Raw genomic sequence first — 22713 nt, forward strand, 5'->3', positions numbered from 1 at the left:
GCCGACCGCTGCATTGAGGGGAGATATGATGATGATTGAAAACCAAGATCAGCTTTCGGCGCGGATGCTGCTGGGCAGGCGTTCTCTGCTTGCGGGCGCGGCCGGCCTGTTCGCCGCCCAGCCGCTGACCGTCCTGGCGCTGGAGGCCGGTTCGGACGCCGAGACCGCCCGTCTCAACACCTGGCTGAACGCGCAGTATGAGGAGGCGCTGGATCTCAGCCCGATGATGCGTTCGTACGCAGGCGACAAGAAGGACTACGACAAGATCGACGACGTCTCCGAGGACGCCATGACCGCCGCCCTGGCCTGGCGCCGGACGTCGACGGAGACTCTGAAGCGTCAGTTCGACCGATCCAAGCTCTCGCAGGAAGGGCGGACCTCATACGACCTTTGGGTGGTCGAGTATGAGATGGCCGCGGCGGCCGACAAGTTTCGGCGCAATGAGTATGTCTTCAGTCAGGTCTTCGGCAGCCACACCAGCTTCGCGCAGTTCCTCATCGCCATCCATAAGGTCGACGAACCGGCGGACATGGACGCCTACGTGGCGCGGATCAGCGGCCTCTCACGGGCGCTGGGCCAGCGCCTGGATACGGCCAAGCTGAACGCCGCCGGCGGGGTGCGCTCGCCTCGCTACGCCTATGACGCGGTGATCAAGCAGGCCGGGAGCCTGAGTTCCGGCGCGCCCTTTGACGCCGGGCCGGACAACAGCGTCTGGGCGGACGTCAAGGCCAAGGCGGATGGTCTGGTCAAGGCAGGCAAGATCGATCAGGCCGCCGCTGACCGCTATAAGCAGGCCGCCCGGAAGGCGCTGATCGAGGATTGGGGGCCGGCCTATCAAAACCTGGTCGCCTGGCTCCAGGCCGACCGCCCCAACACCGCAGAGATCGCCACCGGCGTTGGCAGGGACCCGAACGGGGCCGCCTTCTACGCCGAGCGGCTTGCCGCCAGCACCACGACGGACCTGACGGCGGAGCAGATCCACCAGATCGGCCTGTCCGAGGTGGCGCGCATCAAGGGCGAGATGGAGACGATCAAGCGGCAGGTTGGCTTTACCGGCTCACTGCAGGACTTCTTCGTCTACATGCGCGAGGACGACCGCTTCTATTACCCCAACACGGACGAGGGCCGGCAGGCTTTCATCAAGGCGGCGACCGATCACCTGGCTTTCATGAAGACACGGCTGCCAGCGTACTTCGGCGTCCTGCCCAAGGCCGACGTGGTGGTCAAACGGGTCGAGGCCTATCGCGAGGTCGCGGGGGCGCCTCAACACTATCTCATCGGCTCAAGGGATGGGGCCCGCCCAGGCGTGTTCTACGCCCACATGTCGGACATGCGGTCGCTGCCGATCCCGCAGTTGGAGGTCATCACCTACCACGAAGGCAATCCGGGCCATCATATGCAGTTCTCGATCGCCCAGGAGCTGACCGACGTGCCCAAGTTCCGCACGCAGCTCTACTACAACGCCACTCAGGAAGGGTGGGGGCTCTATACCGAGCAACTGGCCAAGGAGATGGGGGCCTACAAGGACCCGTATTCGGACTTCGGCCGGCTGACGACAGAGATCTGGCGAGCGATCCGCCTGGTGGTCGACACGGGCCTTCACTCCAAGGGTTGGACCGAGGAGGAGGCGGTTTCCTACTTCAAGGCCAATTCGCCGGCCTCCGAAAGCCAGATCCGGGCCGAGGTGCAGCGCTACATCGTCATGCCGGGCCAAGCCACGGGCTACAAGATCGGCATGATCCGCATCCTGCAGATGCGCAAGAAGGCCGAGGCGGCTCTCGGGCCCAGCTTCGACATCAGGGGCTTCCACGATACGATCCTGGGCGGGGGGCAGATGACGCTCGTCTTGCTCGAGCAGCGCATCGACCAGTGGGTGGCGAGCCACAAGGCGGCCTGAGGTCTGCCCCCTAAAAGGCGAAGGCCCCGCAGATTGCTCTGCGGGGCCTTCGTGATTCTGTGGCGTGGCCCGTTTAGCGGCGGTCGCCGGGGCGGTTGCCCGGAGCGCCGTCCTGGTCGTCGCGGGGCAGCATGCCGCCGCGGCCGACGTTGCCGAGCAGCTGTTCGAGCACAGTCAGTTCGCGGCCGCGGGTCGGGGTCTCGCGGTCGGCGTAGTTGACGACCTTGCCGTCGCGCAGGGTGTAGGTCTTCACGCCGGCGACCTTTTCGTCAGCCTGGGCGAAGGTGATGGCGACCACGTCGCGCTTCACCACGCGCGGACGATAGAAGGCCACGCGGTCGGTCACCTGGGTCATGTAGTACCAGGTGTTGTTGTCGAAGGTGCTGGTGGCCGAGGGCGAGCCCAGCTTGCCCATGACGGTGGACTTGGTGTCCTCGCCGACCTTCACGTCCTTGGGCTGCTCCTCCACGGCCTGGAAGCCGGAATAAGCGGTCAGCGGCGTGCACGCGCCCGTAGCCAGAAGGGCGGCGGCGAGAGCGGCGATGGCGACGGGACGGGACATTCGGACTCCGAAGGCAGTGCGGACTTTGACCTATCGTCCGCGGGAGCTTAGTTCAATGCCTGCTTTAGGGCCCGACTGCGGGCGAAAACGAGGCGAAGCATGTTTCTGGAGCGGTTCTTTCCGCCAAGCCCCGCCAAAATCGCCGGCCGGCGTCTCTACGACTCGGCCGCCAAACAGGCGCGCTCGCCCAATCTATATACGGTGATGGGCGTGCCGGACACGCTTGAGGGGCGGTTCGAGCTGTACAGCCTTCATGTGGCGCTAGTGGTCGAGCGCCTGCGCGGGCAGGGCGAGACGGCGGCTGAAGTGTCGCAAGCGACCTTCGACGCCTATGTGCGCGGCCTGGATGACGCCCTGCGCGAGATCGGCGTGGGCGACCTGTCCGTTGGCAAGAAGATGAAGAAGCTGGCGGCCGCCTTCTACGGCCGCCTCAAGGGGCTGGACGAGGTTCTGGCGGCGCTGCCGGACCGTGCGCCCCTGGAGGCGCTGGTGCAGCGCACCGTGGCGCCCGCCAATGGCGGCGCGGCCCTGTCGGCCTATCTGCTGAAGGTGCGCGAGCATCTGGCGGGGCAGGAGACGGACGCCCTGCTGGGCGGAACCGTCAGTTGGCCGGAGGCCGCATGACCGCCGTGTGGCCAAAGACCGTCACCCTGGGCGAAGTCTCGCGCGGGCCGGTCAGCCTTGAGCTGGCGGCCGACGAGGCGTCGCGCAAGAAGATCGCCAAGAGCCTGGGCCTGGAGGCCGTGGGTAAGCTGGAAGCCAAGGTGAAGCTGACCGCCTGGCTGGACGGGGCGGAGATGAAAGGGCGGCTGAAGGCGGACGTTGTCCAGACCTGCGGCGTCTCGGCCGAATCCCTGCCGGCGAAGATCGACGCGGAGTTCATGGTGCGCTTGCTGCCGCCCGGCAGCCCGAATGCGCCGTCCGACGATTCGCCGGAGATCGACATCGAGCACGACGCTGAGGATCAGCCGGACGTGCTGGAGACCGAAACCGTCGATGTGTCGGGCTATGTGGTCGAGCATCTGTCGCTCGAGCTTGATCCGTTTCCTCGCAAGCCAGGCGCGGAGTTCGTTCAGCCCCCGGAGCCGGTGGACCTGTCGCCGTTCGCTGCGTTGAAGTCCTTGCAGAAGCCGAAGGCGGACGAATAAGTCCGGCGAAACATACGAACACGCATGCTATAGCCGCTTCGATCTGATCGCTGCGGCTGATCCGCGTGGTCAACTTCCGGGAGCCAGAGCGCGCCTTGTCCCAAAATCTTGTGATCTCCATCGACGCCATGGGCGGCGACCACGGACCGTCCGTGGTTGTTCCCGGCGTGGCGATCGCCGCCGGCCGCATCAGCGGCGTCCGATACTTGCTGCATGGCGACGAGACGGCGCTGAACGCCGAGCTCGGCAAGTGCCCGGCGGCCCGCGCGGTCAGTGAGGTGCGCCATAGCGAGCGCGCCATCGCCATGGATGAAAAGCCCGCCCAGGCCCTGCGTCGGGGCAAGGGCACCAGCCTGTGGAACGCCGTCGAGGCGATTCGGGCGGGTGAGGCGGGGGCGGCGGTCTCGGCCGGCAACACCGGCGCCCTGATGGCCATCTCCAAGCTGATCCTGCGGATGGCGGCGGACATGGAGCGTCCGGCCATCGTCGCCAGCTGGCCGACCATGCGCGGCGTCTCGGCGGTGCTGGACGTGGGCGCCAATGTGGAGAGCGACGCCGACCAATTGGTCGAATTCGCGATCATGGGCGCGGCCTTCCACCACGCGGTCCACGGCTCGACCAAGCCGACCGTCGGCATCCTGAACGTGGGTTCGGAAGACCAGAAGGGGCATGACGAGGTGCGCGAGGCGCACGCCATGCTCAAGGACATGACCCTCGACCTCGACTATCACGGCTTCGTCGAGGGGACGGACATCGCCAAGGGCACGGTGGATGTGGTCGTCACCGACGGCTTCACCGGCAATGTGGCGTTGAAGACCGCCGAGGGGCTGGCGCGGTTCTTCTCGAACGAGATCAAGAGCACCTTCATGAGCGGGCCGCTGGCCATGCTGGGGGCGGTGATCGCCTCGGGCGCGCTGAAGAAGATGCGTCGCCGCCTCGACCCGGGCCGGGTCAACGGCGGACCGCTGCTGGGCCTGAACGGCATTGTCGTGAAAAGCCACGGCGGGGCGGACGCGGAAGGCTTCGCCTCCGCCATTCGGGTGGCGGTGGACCTGGCGCGCAGCGACTTCTCGGCCGAGATCGAGCGGAACCTGCAGCGCCTCACGGCGGCCAAAGAGAAGTGCGAGACGGCGTCTCAGCCCGAGGGAGGGGCTGCGGAGTGACTGAAGTGATGCGTAGCGTGGTGACGGGCATCGGGGCCTATCTGCCCGAGCACGTCGTGACCAATGACGATCTGGCCAAGATCGTCGACACCAGCGACGAATGGATCATCGAGCGGACCGGTATCCGCCAGCGCCACAAGGCGTCCGATGAGCAGGCTGTCTCCGATCTGGCGGTCGAGGCGGCGAAGAAGGCCCTGACCGACGCCGGCAAGTCGCCGGAAGACATCGACCTGATCATCGTGGCGACGACCACGGCGGACCTGACCTTCCCGGCCACGGCGACCATCGTCCAGCGCAAGCTGGGCTGTCCCGTGGGCATCGCCTTCGACGTGCAGGCGGTGTGCTCCGGCTTCGTCTACGCCATGAGCGTGGCCGACGGCTTCATCGCGCGCGGCAACGCCAAGTGCGCCCTGGTGATCGGGGCGGAGACGATGAGCCGCCTGATGGACTGGACCGACCGCGGCACCTGCGTGCTGTTCGGCGACGGGGCCGGCGCGGTGGTGATCGAGCCCCAGGCGGGCGAGGGCACCAAGGCCGACCGCGGCATGCTGAGCTTCGCTCTGCGCGCGGACGGGACCAAGCAGGACCTGCTCTATGTGGACGGCGGCGTGTCGACCACGGGCACGGTGGGCAAGCTGCGGATGCTGGGCAACCAGGTATTCCGCCATGCGGTGGTGAACATCGCCGAAGCCATCACCATGGCCGCCGAGAAGGCCGGCGTGGAGATTCCGGAAGTCGATTGGTTCATCCCGCACCAGGCCAATCAGCGCATCCTGGAAGGGGTGGCGCGGCGCCTTGGGCTGGAGGAGCACAAGGTCATCTCCACGGTCGCGGAGCACGCCAACACCTCCGCCGCGTCGATCCCTCTGGCCCTGGCGCACGGGATCGCCGACGGGCGGATCAAGAAGGGCGATCTGCTGCTGCTGGAGGCCATGGGCGGCGGTCTGACCTGGGGCGCGGTGGTCCTGCGCCTCTAAAGAGGCGTCAGGCTTCTGCTGGAACCCTTTGACTTGACGCGACAATCACAGCATGCAGGCTGTCATTGTCGAGTTTTGGGGCGAGTTCCATGAACGGTGCGACTTTGACGCGGGCGGATCTTTGCGAAGCCGTCCATGAAGAGGTGGGCCTGACCCGGCAGGATTGCGCGGGTCTGGTTGAACGCACCCTGGACCTGGTGGCGAACGCCCTGGAAGACGGCGAGACGGTCAAACTGTCCGGCTTCGGCGTGTTCCAGGTCCGCTCCAAGCGCGCCCGCATGGGCCGCAACCCGAAGACGGGCGAGCCGGCCGAGATCGAGCCGCGCCGCGTGATCGGCTTCCGCGCATCGCAGGTCATGAAGGCGCGGGTCGAACGCGCCCTGGCGAAGTAGGACGACGCCGGTGGCGAAAGGTCCCAACGCCTTCCGCACCATTTCCGAGGCCGCCGACGAGCTGGGCGTGCCCCAGCATGTGCTGCGCTTCTGGGAGACCAAGTTCTCGTTCATCCGCCCGATGAAGCGGGCCGGCGGACGTCGGTTCTATCGGCCGCAGGACATCGCCGTGCTGAACGGCGTGCGCGCCCTGCTGCACGACGAGGGCTACACCATCAAGGGCGTGCAGAAGCTGCACAAGGACCTGGGCGTCCGGCGCCTGCTCGAAGCCGGGCAGGGCGGCGGCGTCTCGCCCATGGAGGGCGCGGCCATCGAGTCGGTGGATCTGAGCGTGGAAAGCCGCGATCGCCTGAGCTTCGCCCTGCAGGACCTGAACGCGGTGAAGGCGCGTCTGGACGCGCTTCTCAAGCACTAGCGCATTGCGTCCTTCGACAGGTCGCTTCGCTCCCGCTCGGGATGATGAGCGTGGACGGCTGTTGAATTCGTCATCCTGAGCCGTCCGCGCAAGCGGGCGAGTCGAAGGACGCGGAGGCTTTCCACAGCCCCTTTCTTTGCAGCTAAATTGGCGATTGCGGGACCGGGGAGCGGCGCCTATAAGGGCGCTCCTTCCCGTGTCGGAGCGTAGCGCAGCCTGGTAGCGCACTTGACTGGGGGTCAAGGGGTCGTGGGTTCGAATCCCGCCGCTCCGACCATCGGGAAGGATTTCTCCCCCTTACTTGAAGCCGAAGCGGCCCTTGTCCATCCAGGTGAGCAAGGGAATGATCGGCACGCCCCAGCCCAGTCCCACCACCACGAAATAGATCAGGTGGACGAAGCGGTTGTCCGGCAGGACGACGAAGATCGCCAGGGCCGCGACCACGTAGAAGAACAGGAAGACCATCAGGGCCAGGCCGCCGATGGCCTTGCGGATGCGGGGATTCATTTGCGGGGCGCCAGGCTGAGAAAGGCCAACAGCACGATCGCTCCGAAGGTCGAGACGATCAGGCTGCCGTAGAAGCCGCTGAACGGAATGTGCAGCGAGCGGATGAGAAAGGCGCCGACGAAGGATCCGACGACGCCCACGATGAGATTCATGAAGAGGCCCAGACGGCGGTTCAACACCCGTTCGGCGATGAGGCCGGCGACGATGCCGATGACCACGGCGCTGAAGATGTCGACTCCCTGCACGCGGGGCCTCCCTTTGAGGGTCGTGTTGCGCCACGTGGGGAACGCCCCGTCAAGGCCGGTCGGGTCAAGGCCAGCGGGTTGGGGTGGACGCAGACGAGCTTAGCCCTTAGGCATGCGGGCCGAGTAAGCCTTGCCTCACTTAGGCCCAATATGGACGTGACATCGCCGCGATGACGTCATTCCTGCGTTCAGACCGCTCCCGCCCGGTGGCCATCTGGCTGCTGTCCGTCGCTTTCCTGGTGTTCGCCATGGTGGTGGTGGGCGGCGTCACCCGCCTGACCGATTCCGGCCTTTCGATCACCCAGTGGAAGCCGATCACCGGCGCTATCCCGCCCCTGACCGAAGAGGGCTGGGCGCGGGAGTTCGCGGGCTACCAGCAGATTCCGCAGTACAAGCTGGTCAATCCGGACATGACGGTCGACAGTTTCAAGTCGATCTTCTGGTGGGAGTGGGCGCACCGCCTGCTAGGCCGCCTGATCGGCCTGGCCTTTGCCGTGCCGCTGGTGGTGTTCCTGGTTCGTCGTGACATCCCCAAGCGCCTGATCTGGCGCTGCTGGGGGATGTTCGTCATGGGCGGCCTGCAAGGGGCCGTGGGTTGGTGGATGGTGTCCAGCGGCCTATCGGAGCGGGTTTCGGTGGCGCCGGAGCGCCTGACGGTTCACCTGGGCTTGGCGCTGGCGCTGTTCGTGATGTTGCTGTGGACAGGCCTGGACGCCTGGACCGGCGCGCCGAGGCTGGAGGACCGTAGCAAGTGGCGGCCATGGTCGCTGGCCTTCCTGGGCGCGGTGTTCTTCCAGTGTCTGCTGGGCGCCCTGGTGGCCGGGGGCGATGCGGGGCTGGTCTATAACGACTGGCCGCTGATGAACGGCTCCTTCTTCCCGGCTGAGTATGTCGGGTCGAGCTTCTGGAACACGGTGGCCCACAGCCAGGGCGCGGTTCAGCTGCATCACCGCCTGTTCGCCTACGCCCTGTTCGTGGCGGGGATCGCCGTGGGCGTCATGGCCGTGCGCGTGCGGGTGCTGTCGTCCGAAGCCCGGGCGCTGGGTGTGGCGGCGGCGGTTGTCGTGACGCTGCAGGCCGCCCTGGGCGTGGCGACGCTGATGGCCGGCGTGCCGGTTTGGCTGGGCGCGCTGCACCAGGCTGGCGCCGTCGCCCTGCTGGCGGTGGCGACGGCCCTGGCGTGGCGAGTTCGTCGGGTCTAGGCCCGGAACGAGCCCCAAGGGCCGGTGATCGCCAGGGTCAGGCCCGGCGAATAGATGTTCACGAACAGGGTCTGGCCATCGGGGGAGAAGCAGGCGCCGGCGAGTTCTGCATTGCCGTCGTAGACATTACGACCAATCACATAGGCCTTGCCGTCGGGGGTGAGGCCCTTGAGATGATTGCGCTTGGCCAGTGAATACCGGTCTTCGCAAAGGACCAGATGCCCCCAAGGCGCGACCGCCAGGTTGTCGGCGTAGTCGAGAACCTTGGGATCGGTGCTTTCCACGAAGATCTGCAGCTTGCCGGGGGCGTCGGCCTCACCCGGCTGTCCCTCATGCTCGCTGGGCACATAGCGCATGACTTGGCCGGATTTGATCGCGCCGCCCGAGGTGCAGGTGAAATAGAGCTCGCCCTTGCCGAAGAACACGCCCTCGCCGCGGGCGAAGAGGGCGGCGCCGGCGGCGTGGCCTCGGTCCTTCAGGTCGTCATGCGGGTTGTCGACGCCGGTCATGTCGATCCAGCGGACATTGCGCCATTCACCCTGTGGCAGGGCGGCGGCCTTCCAGTTGCGGGTGTCGAAGCCGGCCTCGTCCAAAGCCAGGGCCTGGAGGCGGCCGCCCTTGGACAGGTCGGCGCGATCCACGGGCAGGAAGCGGTAGAACAGGCTGTCGTCCTGATCCTCGGTCAAATAGACGACGCCGCTCCGGGGATCGACACAGGCGGCCTCGTGTCGGAAGCGGCCAAGCGCCGTCAGCGGCCTGGGGTCGATCAGGCAGCGGCCGGCGGACGGCACCTCGAACACATAGCCGTGGTCCTTGGTCCCGCCGTCGCCGGCGCGGGCGGTGTTCTCCTCGCAGGTCAGCCACGAGCCCCATGGGGTGACGCCGCCGGCGCAGTTGGTGCTGGTGCCCACCAGGCTGAGGTGCTGGCTGACCGTCTGGCGGGTGCGGATGTCATAGACCACCGTAGTGACGCCGCCGGGCAGGGGGCGGCCGTCGGCGCGGTGATCATAGGCCTTGCCCTCGTTGCAGGCGGCGGCCATCAGGCCGTCCTTGCCGAAGGGGCCCTTGGAGACGTCGCCCGCCTTGAGTTCGTGATTGCGCAGCAGGGCGATCTGGTCGCCGCCCAGGGAGAAGCAGCCCATGCCGTCGAACTTCCCCGGAACCAGGAAGCCGTCGTTCATGGTCTCTCCCGCGCGGGAGATGACCTGGTAGGAGAAGCCCGCCGGCAGGTCGAAGATCCCCTCGGGGTCGGCCACAAGCGGGCCGTAGCCGGGGACTTGGTTGTGGATCGGGTCCGCCGCCCAGACCTCCGACCGCATCGCGACCCCCGCGAAAGCCAGGCCGGCGGCGGAGGCGAGAACGGAGCGGCGGGAGAGTTTCATGGCTGTCCTGAAGGCTGCGACGAGCAGAGCCTATAGCGAGCGACCATGACAGCGCCATGGAATTCCAGTGGATATGGTATTATGATACCGCAACGCTGAAATCCTTGCGCCACAAGGCTTTCGCGGGGTTTGTGTGATTAGTTTGTTGACAGCTTGCGCACCCTCGCGTATTCGCCGCGCCTCACGTCGAGGGACCGCTTCCGCGGGCTTTCGGCCCCAAGCTTTTTACGGATCAGTCCCATGCAAAAGACCACGGCTTCGCTGAAGCCCGCCGAGGTCGAGAAGAAGTGGATCGTGGTCGACGCCCAGGACGCCGTTGTCGGCCGTCTGGCTTCGTTCATCGCCATGCGTCTTCGCGGCAAGCATCGCCCCGACTACACCCCGCACGTCGACTGCGGCGACTTCGTCGTCGTGATCAACGCCGACAAGGTGAAGTTCACGGGCCGCAAGCTCGACCAGAAGATCTACTACCGCCACACCGGTCACCCGGGCGGCGTGAAGGAAATCACCGCCGGAAAGCAACTGGCTGGCCGTTTCCCGGAACGCGTTCTGGAGAAGGCTGTCGAGCGCATGCTGCCGAAGGAAAGCCCGCTGGCCCGCAAGCAGATGACGCACCTGCGCATCTACAACGCCGGCGAGCACCCGCATGAGGCGCAAAGCCCCGAAACGATCGCGTTCGCCTCGCTGAACGCCAAGAACACCCGGAGCAACTAAGCCATGACCGATACGCAAGGCTTTGAGGCTCTGGCGAGCCTGTCGAGCAACCCGGAAGCTGCTGCTCCGGCCGAGCCGCAGATCGACCAGTACGGCCGCGCTTACGCCACCGGCAAGCGCAAGAACGCCGTCGCCCGCGTCTGGATCAAGCCGGGCACCGGCAAGGTCACGATCAACGGCCGTGACCAAGAGATCTACTTCGCGCGCCCCGTGCTGCGCATGATGATCGCCCAGCCCCTGCAGATCGCTGATCGCCTGGGCCAGTTCGACATCATCGTCTCGGTCAACGGTTCGGGCCTGTCGGGCCAGGCCGGCGCGGTGCGTCACGGCCTGTCCAAGGCTCTGACCTATTACGAGCCGGCCCTGCGCGCCGTCCTGAAGCCGCACGGCTTCCTGACCCGCGACAGCCGCGTCGTCGAGCGTAAGAAGTACGGCAAGGCCAAGGCCCGCCGCAGCTTCCAGTTCTCGAAGCGCTAAAACTCGCGCGGACGATCCGCGTTTGGATGGGGCGCTTCGGGAAACCGGAGCGCCCTTTCTCTTTGGGCTGAATTTCCGGACAGGGAGGGCATATGGCCCCCAAGGTCTTCATCGACGGCGAAGCCGGCACCACCGGCCTTCAGATCCGCGAGCGGCTGGTCGGCCGCACCGACATCCAGCTGATCTCCATCGACCCGGAGCGCCGCAAGGACGCGGCCGCGCGGGCGGAGATGCTGAACGGGGCTGACGCAGTGATCCTGTGCCTGCCCGACGACGCGGCCAAGGAAGCCGTGTCGCTGATTCAGAACCCCGACGTGAAGGTCATCGACGCCTCCACCGCCTACCGCACGGCGGAGGGATGGACCTACGGCTTCGCCGAGATGTCCAAGGAGCAGCGCAAGAAGATCGCCGCCTCCAAGCGGGTGTCGAACCCCGGCTGTTATCCCACTGGCGCCATCGGCCTGATCCGGCCGCTGGTCTGCGCCGACATCCTGCCGGCCGAGTACCCGGTCTCGATCAACGCGGTGTCCGGCTATTCCGGCGGCGGCAAGGCGATGATCGCCGAGTTCGAAGACGCCTCGTCGGAGAACTACACGCACGACGCCTACCGCATCTACGCCATGGGCATGGGCCACAAGCACGTGCCGGAGATCCAGACGCACGGCGGCCTGTTCACCCGTCCGATCTTCGCCCCGGCTGTGGGCCGCTACGCCCAGGGCATGTTGGTCGAAGTGCCGCTGCATCTGAGCCTGCTGCCGGGCGCCGCGAGCCTCGCTTCGATCCACAAGGCGCTGAGCGAGCACTATGCCGGCGAGCAGTTCGTGGAGGTCGCCTCGCTGGAGGAGGCCAAGAGCCTGAAGACCCTCGATCCCGAGGGCCTGAACGACACCAACCGCATGAAGCTGTTCGTGTTCGGCTCCGACACCAGCGGCCAAGCACGGCTGGTGGCCCTGCTGGACAACCTGGGCAAGGGCGCCTCGGGCGCGGCCGTCCAGAACCTGAACATCATGCTCGGCCTGGACGAGGCGGCGGGGCTCTAGGCCGCCGCGGCCTTCGTCTTCTTCAGGCCGACGGTGAGGATCAGCGCCGCCCCCAGAGCGGCGATGGCCGCGGTCATGATCCATCCCATGGGATCGACGGCCGCCGCGGCGTGACGAGCGATCCACAGGGCCGCGACCGCCAGCATCAGCGCGCCTGAACCCAAGCGAAGTCCACGAGACAGAGCGTCCGCGCTGATCCACGCCGTCATCAGGCCGACGACGATGGTCAGACCCAGCCACGAGCCGATCGCCACGGCGGGCGAGGCGGGGACCATCGGCAGCAGGACGACAAGGCCGGAGCCCGCGAAGGCCAGGGGCTGGCTCCAAACCGCCGCGATCCACAGGCGCTCCCAGCGTGGCGCAGGACGTCCCTTGTCGCGACGGCGAGCCAGCCAGATGGCGACGCCGCTGGAGGTGACGGCGCACAGCGCCAGGCCGAGCAGGCCGTAAGCGATCTTCACCGCCCCGCCGCCGAACCAGCCGAAATGCAGGACGCTGACCGAGCCGAGAATCTTTTCGCCGAGATTGGCCTTGGACAGATGCTCCGCCTCAAGCAGGCGGGCCTGGCCGTCGAAGGCGAAGCTGTCAGAGTCCGCCATCAGCTTGGGATGGTTCACCAGCACGGTGATGCCCGCGCCGCGCTCCAGGGGGTGCTCCAGACCCACATAGGCCAGACGGCCGCCGGGAGCGCGCTTGATGCTCTCCTCCATCGCCTTGACGATGAGGGGCTGGGTGATGGCGGGGCGGGGATCGTCCTTCGGGTGCGGCGGCAGGAACAGGGCGTAGGCCTTGTCCATGTCGCCCTGGAACACCGCCAGGGCCAGGGCGCCGACGATGATCGTCGTCAGGCCGAGCAGGGCGCCGGTCGTCGATACGAGGACGTGGAAAGGCATGGCCCAGACGCCCAGGCGGTTGTGCAGATCCGCCTCCTGCAGACGCTTCGAGCCGCCCCAGCGCAGATGGAAGGCGTCCTTGAAGATGCGCGGATGCGCCAGGACGCCAGAGATCAGCGACGACAGCAAAGCAACCCCGACCATGCCGACCAGGAAGTCGCCAATGGTTCTGGGCAGGTGCAGGTCGGCGTGCAGCTTCATCATGAAGTTGGTCCAGACCGGGTCCGGCGTGTCGATGAGGCGGCCGTCGGCGTCAGCGAAGAAGGTGCGGTTGGGGCCCTCGCCGTCCACGGTCAGGACAAGGCGCGGCAGGTCCCGACGTGGCAGGTTGATATAGACGTGCTCGACTTCGTGGACCTTGGCGATGGCGGCGTAGGCGGCGGTCTGAACCGCTTCCGGCGACACATTTCGCATGGGCGCCGCGCGAGGGGTCTCCCAGCGCTGGAACTCGCGCGCGAAGACGGCCACCGAGCCGGAGAAGCAGACGAGGTAGATCAGGGCGGCGAACGCCAGGCCGAGGGACGAGTGGCCGGCCAGGACCGCGCGCACGAAGGCGGCGGGTATCTTCGGCCAGATCGGTTTGCCGGCCTTGCGGGGCGCGTCGGACATCTAGAACCCCTTGAGGACAGCGGCGGCGAAGGTGACGACGGCTGTCCCGACCAGGACGGCGGTGGCGCGCAGAATGCGGTCGTCGGCCAGAGTCCAGGCCATGGCGCCGCCCCACAGGATGGGGACGGTCACGCCGCCCAGCACGATGCGGGTCTGATCCTCAAGCGGCGCCCAGACGGCGAAGCAGACCGCCACGCCCATGGCGGCGGCCAGGCCGATCGGGCCGGCCAGAAGCGCCCGCAGCCAGCCGCGCCAGGCACGCGACGTCCGATCGGAGGGCTCTGGCGCCAGGCTCCTTTCCCCCCGCTGACGGGAGGCGCGGATCTGGACGTTGCGGGCGACGAGGGCCAGCGCTGACACCGAGATCAGGGTCCAGGCGATGAACACGCCTCGCACCGGGCCGAGAACCACGGCTCCGACGATGCTCGTCGCGGCCACGGCCGCCCAGCCAGCGATGATCCACATCGGCCGCCTGGCCGAGCGATCCCCCCAGGCGCGACGGAGAAGCCAAGCCATGACGCCGCCGCCTGCCAGCAGCGGCGCCGCCATGACGGCGGTGGCGAGGTGCGGGCTCACCAACGGGTCTGCAGCATGAGGCCAAGAACGCGCGGGTCGCCGAGAACGGCCTGACCCGTGGTCGGACGGCCGTAGGTGACGTAGCCGACGTCGAACAGGTTCTTGCCGTAGAGATAGGCGCCCCAATGGTCCGTCTCGTAACCCACGCGGCCGTTCAGCAGGGTGCGCGACTTGATCTGCGCGTTGTCCTGGGCGAAGCCCGTGCTGACAAAGGCCTTGTCGCGATAGTTGGCGTTCAGGTTGGCGACGAAGCCGGAGGCCCAGCGGTAGTTGCCTCCCACGGCAAGCGTCCAGCGGGGGGCATAGGCGAATTCCGACCCGCTCAGGTCGCTGGCCTCGCCGTCGAGGGTGGTGAGGAACTCGTCGAACTTGGTCTTGGAGTAGCCGACCGAGCCGTACCAGTCGAAGGCTTCGCTGACCTTGTGCGCCGTCTCGATCTCAAAGCCGTAGAGGTGCGACTTGCCGGCGTTGACGGTGTGGCTGTCGAAGTCGTTGAGGCCGAAGTTCACCGCCACCTGCTGGTCCGACCAGTCGATGTAGTAGGCGTTGGCGTTGACCGTCAGGCGACCGTCCAGCCAGGCCGAGCGCAGGGACGCCTCATAGTTCCAGGTGTACTCCGGGTCGTAGGAGAAGGACTGCGAGCGCGCGGTGTTGATGCTCGATCCGCCCGAGCGGTAGCCGCGTTGGACCACGAAGCCGGCGGTCATGTCCGGGGTCAGCTCGTAACGCAGACCGGCCTTCGGCAGGAAGGCGTCGAACTTGCGCTCTGCCTGCGGCGTGGCGGAGCCAGCCTGGGCCACAAGGTTCGCGACGCCGGCGTTGATGCCCATCACCGCCAGATAGAGCGGCGTGCCCGGCGCGCCGAAGGCGGCGGGGTTGGGATAGGTCCCGGCGAAAACGGCGGTCTGATCGACGTTGGTCCGGTTCTTTTCGTGATCCCAACGGAAACCGGCGACGAGGGAGAGGCGGTCCGTGACCCGCCACTCGCCGTCGCCGAAGATCGCGTGGGTGGTCACGTCCATCGGTTGGCGGGCGGCGTACTGCACCGGCACGACAGGGAGTTGCAGGGCGTACAGGTTCGCCAGCTGATTGGCGGTGGCGGCGGGCAGACCGCTGCTCTGAAGCAGGGCGGAGATGGTCGGGACCGGCGTGGTGACGTTGGCGAGGCTTCCTGAGGTCACGAGCTGATCGCGATCGTAATAGAAGGCGCCGATCAGGCCGCTGATCCGCTCGCCCTCGTAGTTCAGGCGAAGCTCCTGGGTCAGGGTCTCGTAGTCGTACTGGTTGAAGCCGTAGCCGATGCGCCGGGCCGTGCCGTCGCCGTCATAGCTGTTGAACTGGTCGACGCTGTTCCAGGAGCTGATGCTGGACAGGGTGAGACCCGCGCCGAGCTCCTGCGAGAGCTCCAGGGTCACCACATTGGCGTCGACCTTGGAGGCGTTGGCGATCTCGTTGAACGAGACGCGGTCCTCCATGTAGTTCGGCGTGGTGGTGCTGGCGTAGCCGAAGGGATAGCCGCCGTCGCGGACGAAGCGAGTGTAGCCCAGGCGGGCCTCGAAACCCTCGATCTCCGTGGGGCGCAGCAGAAGCTGGGCGCGCAGGTTGAAGGTGTCGATCGGGTCTTCCGGCGCGTCGCGGGTGACGTTGTGGATATAGCCGTCGGTGTCGCGTTTCTCAGCGGCGATACGGAACGCCAGTTGGTCGGCGATGATCGGCCCGCCGCCGGCGAACGCGAAAGCGGTTTCATCCGGATCGGCGACGATGGCCCGGGCGCGCATGTCCCAGTCGGAGGTCGGCTCCTGGCTGCGGATCACTACGGCGCCGGCCAGGGCGTTCAGGCCCTGCAGGGTCGATTGGGGGCCGCGGAAAATCTCGACCTGCTTCACATCCCAGGAGTCGGTCGGGCCGGCGAAGCTGATGGTCGAGGGCAGGGGGGCGCCATCCATGTAGATGGTCGCCAAGGCCGCGTCGCCGCCGCCGGACACGCCCTGGCTCGCGATGCCGCGGATGGTGAAGCCGCTATGTCCGTAGGTCTCGGACATGTTGGCGGTGCGTTCGTACATCTCCCAGAGGGATTGGATGGCTTCCTGTTCCGTGCGCTTGGCGGTGATGACGCCGACGCTGGTGGTGGTCTCCTGCAACGAGCGGTCGAACTTCTCGCCCGTGATGATGATGCCTTCGACCGTCGTGTCAGGCGCTGGCGCGTCCTCGGCGGCGATGGCGACAGAGGCGGCCATCAGGGCCGCGCCGCAGGCGCTCGCAAGATAACCAAAACGCATAGGTAACCCCCGGAAAGCTGATCGGGGGTCGATAACGGCGGCCAATATTGAGAGTCAATCGCATTCGCAACTGGCGTGCCGTAAAGCCGACATATTCCTTATGGAGCGGCCTTAGCTGCGCACCTGTACATATGAACCAGGGGCGTCCTCGATCGGAGCCAGCGGGCCCTTGGCGGGGTCGCGGGCCGGGATCAGGCGGCCTGAACGTTCCTTCAGCCAGGCCGCCCAGTGCGGCCACCAGGAGCCTGGATGCTCCTGCGCCTCGGCGATCCAGCCGTCCACCGCGCCGGGCAGGTGGCTGTTGGTCCAGTGCTGGTACTTGTTGGCGTCCGGGTGGTTGATCACCCCGGCGATATGGCCCGAGCCCGCCATGGTGAAGGTGGTCGGGCCGCCATAGCAGCGGGCCCCGCGATAGACGCTGCGGAAGGGGGCGATGTGGTCCTCTTTCGAGGACTGCACGTAGATCGGCGTCTCGACCTTCGACAGGTCCAGCCTCTCGCCGCCCATCTCCAGCTCGCCGCGGGCGAGGGCGTTACGCTGGTAGAAGTTGCGCAGATAGAACAGGTGCAGGGCCTTGGGCATGCGGGTCTGGTCGGCGTTCCAGAACAGCAAGTCGAAGGGCTTGGGCTCCTTGCCCAGCAGGTAATTGCTGACGAAGAACGACCAGATCAGGTCGTTGCCGCGCAGGGCGTTGAAGGTGTCGGCCATGGACTGGCTGGACAGGAAGCCGCCGTCGGCGTCCATCCGCGCCTCGATCTCCTTCAGCCAGGCCTCGTCGGTGAACAGCAGCAGGTCGCCGGCCTCGGCGAAATCGGCCTGGGCGGCGAAGAAGGTGGCGGAGTTGATCCGCTTGTCGTTCTTGGCCGCCATGTGGGCGAGGGCGCAGGCCAACAGCGTGCCGCCGATGCAGTATCCGACGGTGTTGATGCGGTCGACGCCGCACTGCTTCATGGCCTGGGCGCTGGCGTCATAGACGCCCTCGAACAAGTAGTCCTCGAAGGTCTTGGCCGCGAGGGTTGCGTCTGGATTGACCCAGGAGGCGACGAAGACGGTGAAGCCCTGCGCCGTCAGCCAGCGGATCATCGAGTTCTCGGGCCGCAGGTCGAGGATGTAGTACTTGTTGATCCACGGCGGGAAGATCAGCAGCGGGATCTCGTGAACCTGCTCGGTCGTGGGCGAGAACTGCAGAAGCTGCAGGATGTCGTTCTGATAGACGACCTTGCCCGGGGCGGTGGCGACGTTCACGCCGACCTTGAACTTCTCCAGATCGGTCTGGCTGATGGCCAGCTGACCGCCGCCGCGCTCCAGGTCGGCGGCGAAGTTCTCCATGCCGCGCACCAGGCTCTCGCCTTGGGTCTCGACAGCCGCACGCATGGCGGCCGGGTTGGAGAACAGGAAGTTCGACGGCGAGAAGGCGTCGGTCAGCATCTTGGTGAAGAACTCGACCCGGCGCTTGGCGGCGGGGTCCACGTCTTCGACCCCGGACACCAGGCTGTTCAGCCAGTTGGCGCTGAGCAGATAGGACTGCTTCATCAGGTCGAACATCGGGTGCTCGGACCAGTCGGGATCGTTGAAGCGCTTGTCGCCCTTGGCCGGGGCGACGACCGGTTCGGCGGGCTCGCCGGCCATGCGCTGGGCGGCGTTGCGCCACAGTTCGAGATATTGGGTGAAAAGGTCGGCCTGGGCGCGCATCACGCGGTCGGGCTGTGCGGCCAGGCGGCCCATGACCTCGGTGAGGGCCGGGGCCACATGGAACGGGTCGGGGCTGAGCGCGGCGGGGCGGTCAGCCTGGCGCAGGGCCGCCTCGGCGATGGCGCCTTGGGCGGTCATGGCCGCTTTGGCCAGATTTAAGGACAGGGTCTCCAGCGCCTTGCGCTGTTCGGGCGTCATCAGGCTGTAGAAGTCCGCGGCGGGGCTTTCGCCGATAGGCGGGATCTCCACCTTCGGCGCTTCGACCTTGGGGGCCTCGGCCTGCGGCTTGGCGGACGCGGCCTTGGGCTTGCTCGTTTTCGGGGCCGTCTTGGGTTTAGCGGTTTTGCGCGCCGGAGCGTCGTCGGCCATGGTCGTTTCTCCCGTCGCGGTGCTTTCAGCCTCAACCGAACGCACACGCCCTTTCGTTCGTTACGATCATCGCATAAGAGCGAAGACGATATGAACGGCGCAAAGCGGATTTTTGACCAGACGATTCGGGTGACCGCAGGCATCGCGGTGCTGGCGAGCCTCACTGGCTGCGCCATGCCCAAGGTCACCAGCGCGTCCTCGCCCCTGGCGCAGGAAGCCGCGCGGGTCGCCGCCGAGCCGGGCGAGTATCCCAACGTGGCCGACATTCCCAAGCCGCCGACCGACGTCCGCGGCGCGGGCGAATGGCGCGCCGCCGTTCAGGACTCCGAAGCCGCGGGCCGTCGTGTCGCGGCTCAGACCGCTCCGGAAACCTTCACCCTGAAGGAAACCGAGACCTATGCCGCCTCGGGCCGTCGCGCCGCGACTCCGCCGCCGGCCGTCACCACGCCTGCCGATACGGCAGCCTTCGTGCGCGCAGCACGCGAGCGAGCTACCCCGCCTCCGACCCCGCGCTGATCGCCGGCGCATCGGCGGAGGCAAAATCTTCTCGCAACCTGCTTGGCTATGCCCTGCGTGGGGTATATCCATGCGCGACTTCCGCTCCTGCCGCGCCAAGAAGGCGCATCGAGCTCTTCATGACGACCGATTTCCACCGTATCCGCCGCCTCCCGCCGTACGTGTTCGAGGAGGTGAACAAGATCAAGGCGCGCCTGCGCGCCGAGGGCACTGACATCATCGACTTCGGCATGGGCAATCCCGACATGCCGACGCCGAGACACATCGTCGACAAGCTGGTCGAGACCACCGCTGATCCCAAGGCCGGCCGCTATTCGGCCTCCAAGGGCATCCCGGGCCTGCGCAAGGCAATGGCCAACTATTACGGCCGCCGTTTCGGGGTGAAGCTGGACCCGAACACCGAGGTCATCGCCACCCTGGGCTCCAAGGAAGGCTTCGCTAACCTGGCCAACGCCCTGACGGCGCCTGGCGACGTGATCATCTGCCCGAACCCGGCCTATCCGATCCACGCCTTCGGCTTCATCATGGCCGGCGGGGTGATCCGCCACGTGCCCGCGCTTTCGCCGGAGGAATATCTGGCGGGCGTCAGCCGTGCGGTGAAGCACTCCGCGCCGCCGCCCAGCGTGCTGATCCTGTCCTATCCGTCGAACCCGACGGCACAGTGGGTGGACCTGGACTTCTACAAGGACGCGGTGGCCCTGGCGAAGAAGCACGACCTGCTCGTGATCTCCGACGTGGCCTATGGCGAAATCTATTTCGACAACAACCCGCCGCCGTCGGTGCTGCAGGTGGACGGCGCCAAGGACATCGCGGTTGAGGTCAACAGCCTGTCCAAGACCTACGCTATGGCCGGCTGGCGCGTGGGCATGGTGGTCGGCAACGCCCGCATCTGCGCGGCGCTGGCGCGGGTGAAGTCGTATCTCGACTACGGCGCCTTCACGCCGATCCAGGTGGCCGCCGCCGCCGCCCTGAACGGGCCGCAGGACTGCGTCGATGAGATCCGCGCCATCTACAAGGGCCGCCGTGACACCCTGGTGTCGTCCATGAAGCGCGCCGGCTGGGACATCCCGAGCCCGCCGGCCTCGATGTTCGCCTGGGCCAAGATCCCCGAGCAGTATCGCGAAGCGGGCTCCATGCTGTTCTCCAAGCTGCTGATCGAGGAGGCCGGCGTCGCCGTGGCTCCCGGCGTCGGCTTCGGCGAGTACGGCGAAGGCTATGTGCGCATCGGTCTGGTGGAGAATGAACACCGCATCCGCCAAGCGGCGCGCAACGTGAAGAAGTTCCTCGGGAACTCGGACGAAATCCTGGGGCGGGCGCACAACGCCATGGCCGCTCAGTAAGGCCTGTTAGGGGACCACATGACTGACAAGACCTGGCGCGTCGGCGTCGCGGGCCTGGGCACCGTTGGCGCGGGCCTGCTGCAATTCCTCAACGACAAGCCGGGCTACGCCCCGGCGGCCGGCAAGGCCGTGGTCACGGCGGTGTCGGCGCGTTCGCGCACCCGTCCGCGTCCGGTCGATATCTCCAGCCTGACCTGGTTCGACGATCCGGTGGCCCTGGCGGGCTCGCCGGACATCGACGTGTTCGTCGAGCTGGTCGGCGGCTCCGACGGCCCGGCCAAGGCCGCTGTCGAGACGGCGCTGAAGGCCGGCAAGCCGGTCGTCACCGCCAACAAGGCCCTGATCGCGGAGCACGGCGCGGAGCTCGCCGCTCTGGCCGAGGCCAACAACGTGCCGCTGCTGTTCGAGGCGGCGGTGATGGGCGGCGTGCCGGCCGTGAAGATGGTCCGCGAGGCTTTGGTCGGCGAGGAGCTGAAGAGCATCGCCGGCATCCTCAACGGCACCTGCAACTACATCCTGACCGAGATGGAGGCCGCGGGCCGGACCTTCGCCGACGTCCTAGCCGAGGCCCAGCGCCTGGGCTACGCCGAGGCGGATCCGACCATGGACGTGGGCGGCTTCGACGCCGGCCACAAGATCACCATCCTGGCGGCCCTGGCGTTCGGCTGCGCGCCGAACTTCGCCGCCGCCGAGATCGAGGGCATCGACAAGGTCGATCTGCTCGACATCCGTCTGGCCAAGGATCTGGGCTACCGCATCAAGCTGATCGCCTCGGTGGAGAAGGGCGAGGAGGGCGTGTCGGTTCGCGTACATCCGTCCCTGACGCCGCTGAGCCACCCGATGGCCCAGGCCAATGGCGCGCTGAACGCCCTTTTCCTGGAAGGCTCGCGCATCGGCCGCATCTTCCTGCAAGGGCCGGGCGCCGGGGCGGGGCCGACCGCCGCCGCCGTGGCCGCCGACATCGCCGATGTGATGACCGGCGCGGTGCGGCCGGTGTTCCAGGCTCCGGCTGGAACGCTGGAGCCGTTCGCGGCTGTCGATGCCGGCCACCGCTTCGAGAAGGCCTACGTGCGCATCCTGGTGAAGGACCAGCCGGGCGTCATCGCGGCCGTTTCGGAAACCCTGGCCGAGTGCGGCGTGTCCATCGACAGCTTCCTGCAAAAGCCCGTGGAAGATGCAGGCGGGGTTCCCATCGTGCTCATCAGCCATGCGGCGTCGGAGGCTTCCGTTACGGAAGCGATTAACCGCATCGAAAAGCTGCCGGCTGTGCTAGAGCGACCGCGCCACTTGCGCATCGCGCGCATCTAGAAACCGCCAGGATAGGCGGAAGGCGGCCCACGCAGGGCAGGAGGCGTCTTTCTATGAGTTCCAATCCTCTGGACCGCAATCTTGTGTTGGATGCGGTTCATGTGACGGAAGCGGCGGCCATCGCCTCCTGGGGCATGGTCGGGCGGGGTGACGAAAAGGCTGCTGACCAGGCCGCTGTCGACGCCATGCGCAATGCGCTGAACGAACTGAATATCGACGGCGAGATCGTCATCGGCGAGGGCGAGCGCGACGAAGCGCCCATGCTGTATATTGGCGAGAAGGTGGGCCGCGGCGGCCCGGCGGTGGATATCGCCCTGGACCCGCTGGAAGGCACGACCCTGGCCGCCAAGGCCATGCCGAACGCCTTGGCCGTGATGGCCTGGGCGCCGAAGGGCACGCTGTTGAACGCGCCCGACACCTATATGGATAAGATCGCCTGCGGGCCGGGCCTGCCGGCCGGCGTGATCGACCTGGACGCCTCGCCCGCCGAGAACGTCAAGGCGGTGGCCAAGGCCAAGGGCGTCGATCCGAGCCAGATCACCGTCTGCGTTCTGGACCGTCCGCGCCATGCGGAGATCATCGCCAGCGTGCGCGGCGTCGGCGCGCGGATCTATCTGATCACCGACGGCGACGTGGCGGGCGTCATCAACACCGCCGATCCGGACACGGGCGTGGATCTGTACATCGGGCAGGGCGGCGCGCCGGAAGGCGTTCTGGCCTGCGCGGCGCTGAAGTGCGTGGGCGGCCAGTTCCAGGGACGTCTGATGTTCCGCAACGCCGACGAGCGCTCCCGCGCCGCGCGGTGGGGCATCACCGACCTGGAGAAGAAGTACGATCTGCATGAGATCGTCCGCGCCGACGCCATCTTCGCCGCCACCGGCGTGACGGATGGCGCGCTGCTGGACGGGGTCACCTTCCGGCAAGGCATGGTCCACACGCATACCCTGGTGATGGACTCCGCCACCGGCGAGGTGCGCGAAGTGCGCATGAAGCGGAAAGCCTGAGCGCTT

At 66.9% G+C, this 22713-nt stretch carries 23 protein-coding genes and 1 tRNA gene; 16 read left to right on the plus strand and 8 right to left on the minus strand.

Annotated features, from left to right (window positions below):
- Positions 1 to 31 precede the first annotated feature (31 nt).
- Positions 32 to 1897 (plus strand): DUF885 domain-containing protein, encoded by a 1866-nt coding sequence (locus P7B02_RS10305; protein WP_277786261.1) that lies wholly within the window; start codon positions 32 to 34, stop codon positions 1895 to 1897.
- A 73-nt stretch (positions 1898 to 1970) separates the two neighbouring features.
- Here the strand turns inward: P7B02_RS10305 and P7B02_RS10310 are convergent, their stop codons facing one another.
- On the minus strand, positions 1971 to 2459 hold the full coding sequence (locus tag P7B02_RS10310; protein WP_277786262.1) for an outer membrane protein assembly factor BamE: 489 nt from the start codon (positions 2457 to 2459) through the stop codon (positions 1971 to 1973).
- A gap of 99 nt (positions 2460 to 2558) precedes the next feature.
- Here P7B02_RS10310 and P7B02_RS10315 point away from each other — a divergent pair, with 99 nt between their 5' ends.
- The 7 genes from P7B02_RS10315 to P7B02_RS10345 all read left to right on the plus strand — a co-directional run bounded on the left by P7B02_RS10315 (position 2559) and on the right by P7B02_RS10345 (position 6831).
- Positions 2559 to 3083, plus strand: a complete 525-nt coding sequence (locus P7B02_RS10315) for a ubiquinol-cytochrome C chaperone family protein (RefSeq protein ID WP_277786263.1) — start codon at positions 2559 to 2561, stop codon at positions 3081 to 3083.
- A complete protein-coding gene (locus P7B02_RS10320) occupies positions 3080 to 3607 on the plus strand; it encodes a DUF177 domain-containing protein (RefSeq protein ID WP_277786264.1) in 528 nt (175 codons plus the stop codon). Before P7B02_RS10315 ends, P7B02_RS10320 begins: the two co-directional genes overlap by 4 nt.
- A 95-nt stretch (positions 3608 to 3702) precedes the next feature.
- Entirely contained in the window at positions 3703 to 4770 is a 1068-nt protein-coding gene (plsX, locus tag P7B02_RS10325; RefSeq protein WP_277786265.1) for a phosphate acyltransferase PlsX, read from the plus strand.
- An 8-nt stretch (positions 4771 to 4778) separates the two neighbouring features.
- The gene (locus tag P7B02_RS10330) at positions 4779 to 5747 is read left to right on the plus strand and encodes a beta-ketoacyl-ACP synthase III (protein WP_277786266.1); all 969 of its coding nucleotides are present in this window, start codon (positions 4779 to 4781) and stop codon (positions 5745 to 5747) included.
- 89 nt (positions 5748 to 5836) lie between these two features.
- Positions 5837 to 6139, plus strand: coding sequence for an integration host factor subunit alpha (locus P7B02_RS10335; protein ID WP_277786267.1), 303 nt, complete (start codon positions 5837 to 5839; stop codon positions 6137 to 6139).
- Positions 6140 to 6149: 10 nt separating this feature from the next.
- Positions 6150 to 6554 carry a MerR family transcriptional regulator gene (locus tag P7B02_RS10340; protein ID WP_277786268.1) on the plus strand — a complete coding sequence of 135 codons (405 nt, stop codon included), beginning with the start codon at positions 6150 to 6152 and terminating at the stop codon, positions 6552 to 6554.
- 200 nt (positions 6555 to 6754) lie between these two features.
- Positions 6755 to 6831 (plus strand) — tRNA-Pro (locus tag P7B02_RS10345).
- Between the two features lie 20 nt (positions 6832 to 6851).
- On the opposite strand, the gene P7B02_RS10350 is transcribed toward P7B02_RS10345, so the two are convergent.
- Positions 6852 to 7061, minus strand: coding sequence for a DUF2842 domain-containing protein (locus P7B02_RS10350; protein WP_277786269.1), 210 nt, complete (start codon positions 7059 to 7061; stop codon positions 6852 to 6854).
- On the minus strand, positions 7058 to 7306 hold the full coding sequence (locus P7B02_RS10355; protein ID WP_277786270.1) for a GlsB/YeaQ/YmgE family stress response membrane protein: 249 nt from the start codon (positions 7304 to 7306) through the stop codon (positions 7058 to 7060). Before P7B02_RS10355 ends, P7B02_RS10350 begins: the two co-directional genes overlap by 4 nt.
- A gap of 170 nt (positions 7307 to 7476) precedes the next feature.
- Here P7B02_RS10355 and P7B02_RS10360 point away from each other — a divergent pair, with 170 nt between their 5' ends.
- A complete protein-coding gene (locus P7B02_RS10360) occupies positions 7477 to 8508 on the plus strand; it encodes a COX15/CtaA family protein (RefSeq protein ID WP_277786271.1) in 1032 nt (343 codons plus the stop codon).
- Here P7B02_RS10360 and P7B02_RS10365 read toward each other — a convergent pair.
- Positions 8505 to 9890 (minus strand): alkaline phosphatase PhoX, encoded by a 1386-nt coding sequence (locus P7B02_RS10365; protein ID WP_277786272.1) that lies wholly within the window; start codon positions 9888 to 9890, stop codon positions 8505 to 8507. The genes P7B02_RS10360 and P7B02_RS10365 overlap by 4 nt on opposite strands.
- Positions 9891 to 10130: 240 nt before the next feature.
- Here P7B02_RS10365 and rplM point away from each other — a divergent pair, with 240 nt between their 5' ends.
- The 3 genes from rplM (at position 10131) to argC (ending at position 12121) form a co-directional block, all read left to right on the plus strand.
- The gene (gene rplM / locus P7B02_RS10370) at positions 10131 to 10604 is read left to right on the plus strand and encodes a 50S ribosomal protein L13 (RefSeq protein WP_277786273.1); all 474 of its coding nucleotides are present in this window, start codon (positions 10131 to 10133) and stop codon (positions 10602 to 10604) included.
- Between the two features lie 3 nt (positions 10605 to 10607).
- Positions 10608 to 11081, plus strand: a complete 474-nt coding sequence (gene rpsI, locus P7B02_RS10375) for a 30S ribosomal protein S9 (RefSeq protein WP_277786274.1) — start codon at positions 10608 to 10610, stop codon at positions 11079 to 11081.
- A 92-nt stretch (positions 11082 to 11173) separates the two neighbouring features.
- Positions 11174 to 12121, plus strand: coding sequence for an N-acetyl-gamma-glutamyl-phosphate reductase (argC, locus tag P7B02_RS10380; protein ID WP_277786275.1), 948 nt, complete (start codon positions 11174 to 11176; stop codon positions 12119 to 12121).
- Here argC and P7B02_RS10385 read toward each other — a convergent pair.
- The 4 genes from P7B02_RS10385 to phaC form a co-directional block, all read right to left on the minus strand.
- The gene (locus tag P7B02_RS10385; RefSeq protein WP_277786276.1) at positions 12118 to 13623 is read right to left on the minus strand and encodes a PepSY-associated TM helix domain-containing protein; all 1506 of its coding nucleotides are present in this window, start codon (positions 13621 to 13623) and stop codon (positions 12118 to 12120) included. The genes argC and P7B02_RS10385 overlap by 4 nt on opposite strands.
- A complete protein-coding gene (locus P7B02_RS10390) occupies positions 13624 to 14199 on the minus strand; it encodes a hypothetical protein (protein WP_277786277.1) in 576 nt (191 codons plus the stop codon).
- Complete coding sequence (locus tag P7B02_RS10395) at positions 14196 to 16436, minus strand: TonB-dependent receptor (RefSeq protein WP_277786278.1); 2241 nt, start codon at positions 16434 to 16436, stop codon at positions 14196 to 14198. Before P7B02_RS10395 ends, P7B02_RS10390 begins: the two co-directional genes overlap by 4 nt.
- Before the next feature lie 153 nt (positions 16437 to 16589).
- Complete coding sequence (phaC, locus tag P7B02_RS10400) at positions 16590 to 18539, minus strand: class I poly(R)-hydroxyalkanoic acid synthase (protein WP_277786279.1); 1950 nt, start codon at positions 18537 to 18539, stop codon at positions 16590 to 16592.
- Between the two features lie 129 nt (positions 18540 to 18668).
- On the opposite strand from phaC, the gene P7B02_RS10405 reads away from it, so the two are divergent.
- From P7B02_RS10405 to glpX, 4 genes are all read left to right on the plus strand, one after another.
- Entirely contained in the window at positions 18669 to 19055 is a 387-nt protein-coding gene (locus P7B02_RS10405; RefSeq protein WP_277786280.1) for a hypothetical protein, read from the plus strand.
- A gap of 119 nt (positions 19056 to 19174) precedes the next feature.
- On the plus strand, positions 19175 to 20395 hold the full coding sequence (locus P7B02_RS10410) for an LL-diaminopimelate aminotransferase (RefSeq protein ID WP_277786281.1): 1221 nt from the start codon (positions 19175 to 19177) through the stop codon (positions 20393 to 20395).
- Between the two features lie 18 nt (positions 20396 to 20413).
- The gene (locus P7B02_RS10415) at positions 20414 to 21703 is read left to right on the plus strand and encodes a homoserine dehydrogenase (protein ID WP_277786282.1); all 1290 of its coding nucleotides are present in this window, start codon (positions 20414 to 20416) and stop codon (positions 21701 to 21703) included.
- A gap of 53 nt (positions 21704 to 21756) precedes the next feature.
- Positions 21757 to 22707: a class II fructose-bisphosphatase gene (gene glpX, locus P7B02_RS10420; RefSeq protein ID WP_277786283.1), complete on the plus strand. Its 951-nt coding sequence runs from the start codon at positions 21757 to 21759 to the stop codon at positions 22705 to 22707.
- The last annotated feature ends 6 nt before the right edge of the window (positions 22708 to 22713 follow it).

This window comes from Caulobacter segnis (genome assembly GCF_029543125.1).
In the GTDB taxonomy this organism is placed as follows: Bacteria; Pseudomonadota; Alphaproteobacteria; order Caulobacterales; family Caulobacteraceae; genus Caulobacter; species Caulobacter segnis_D.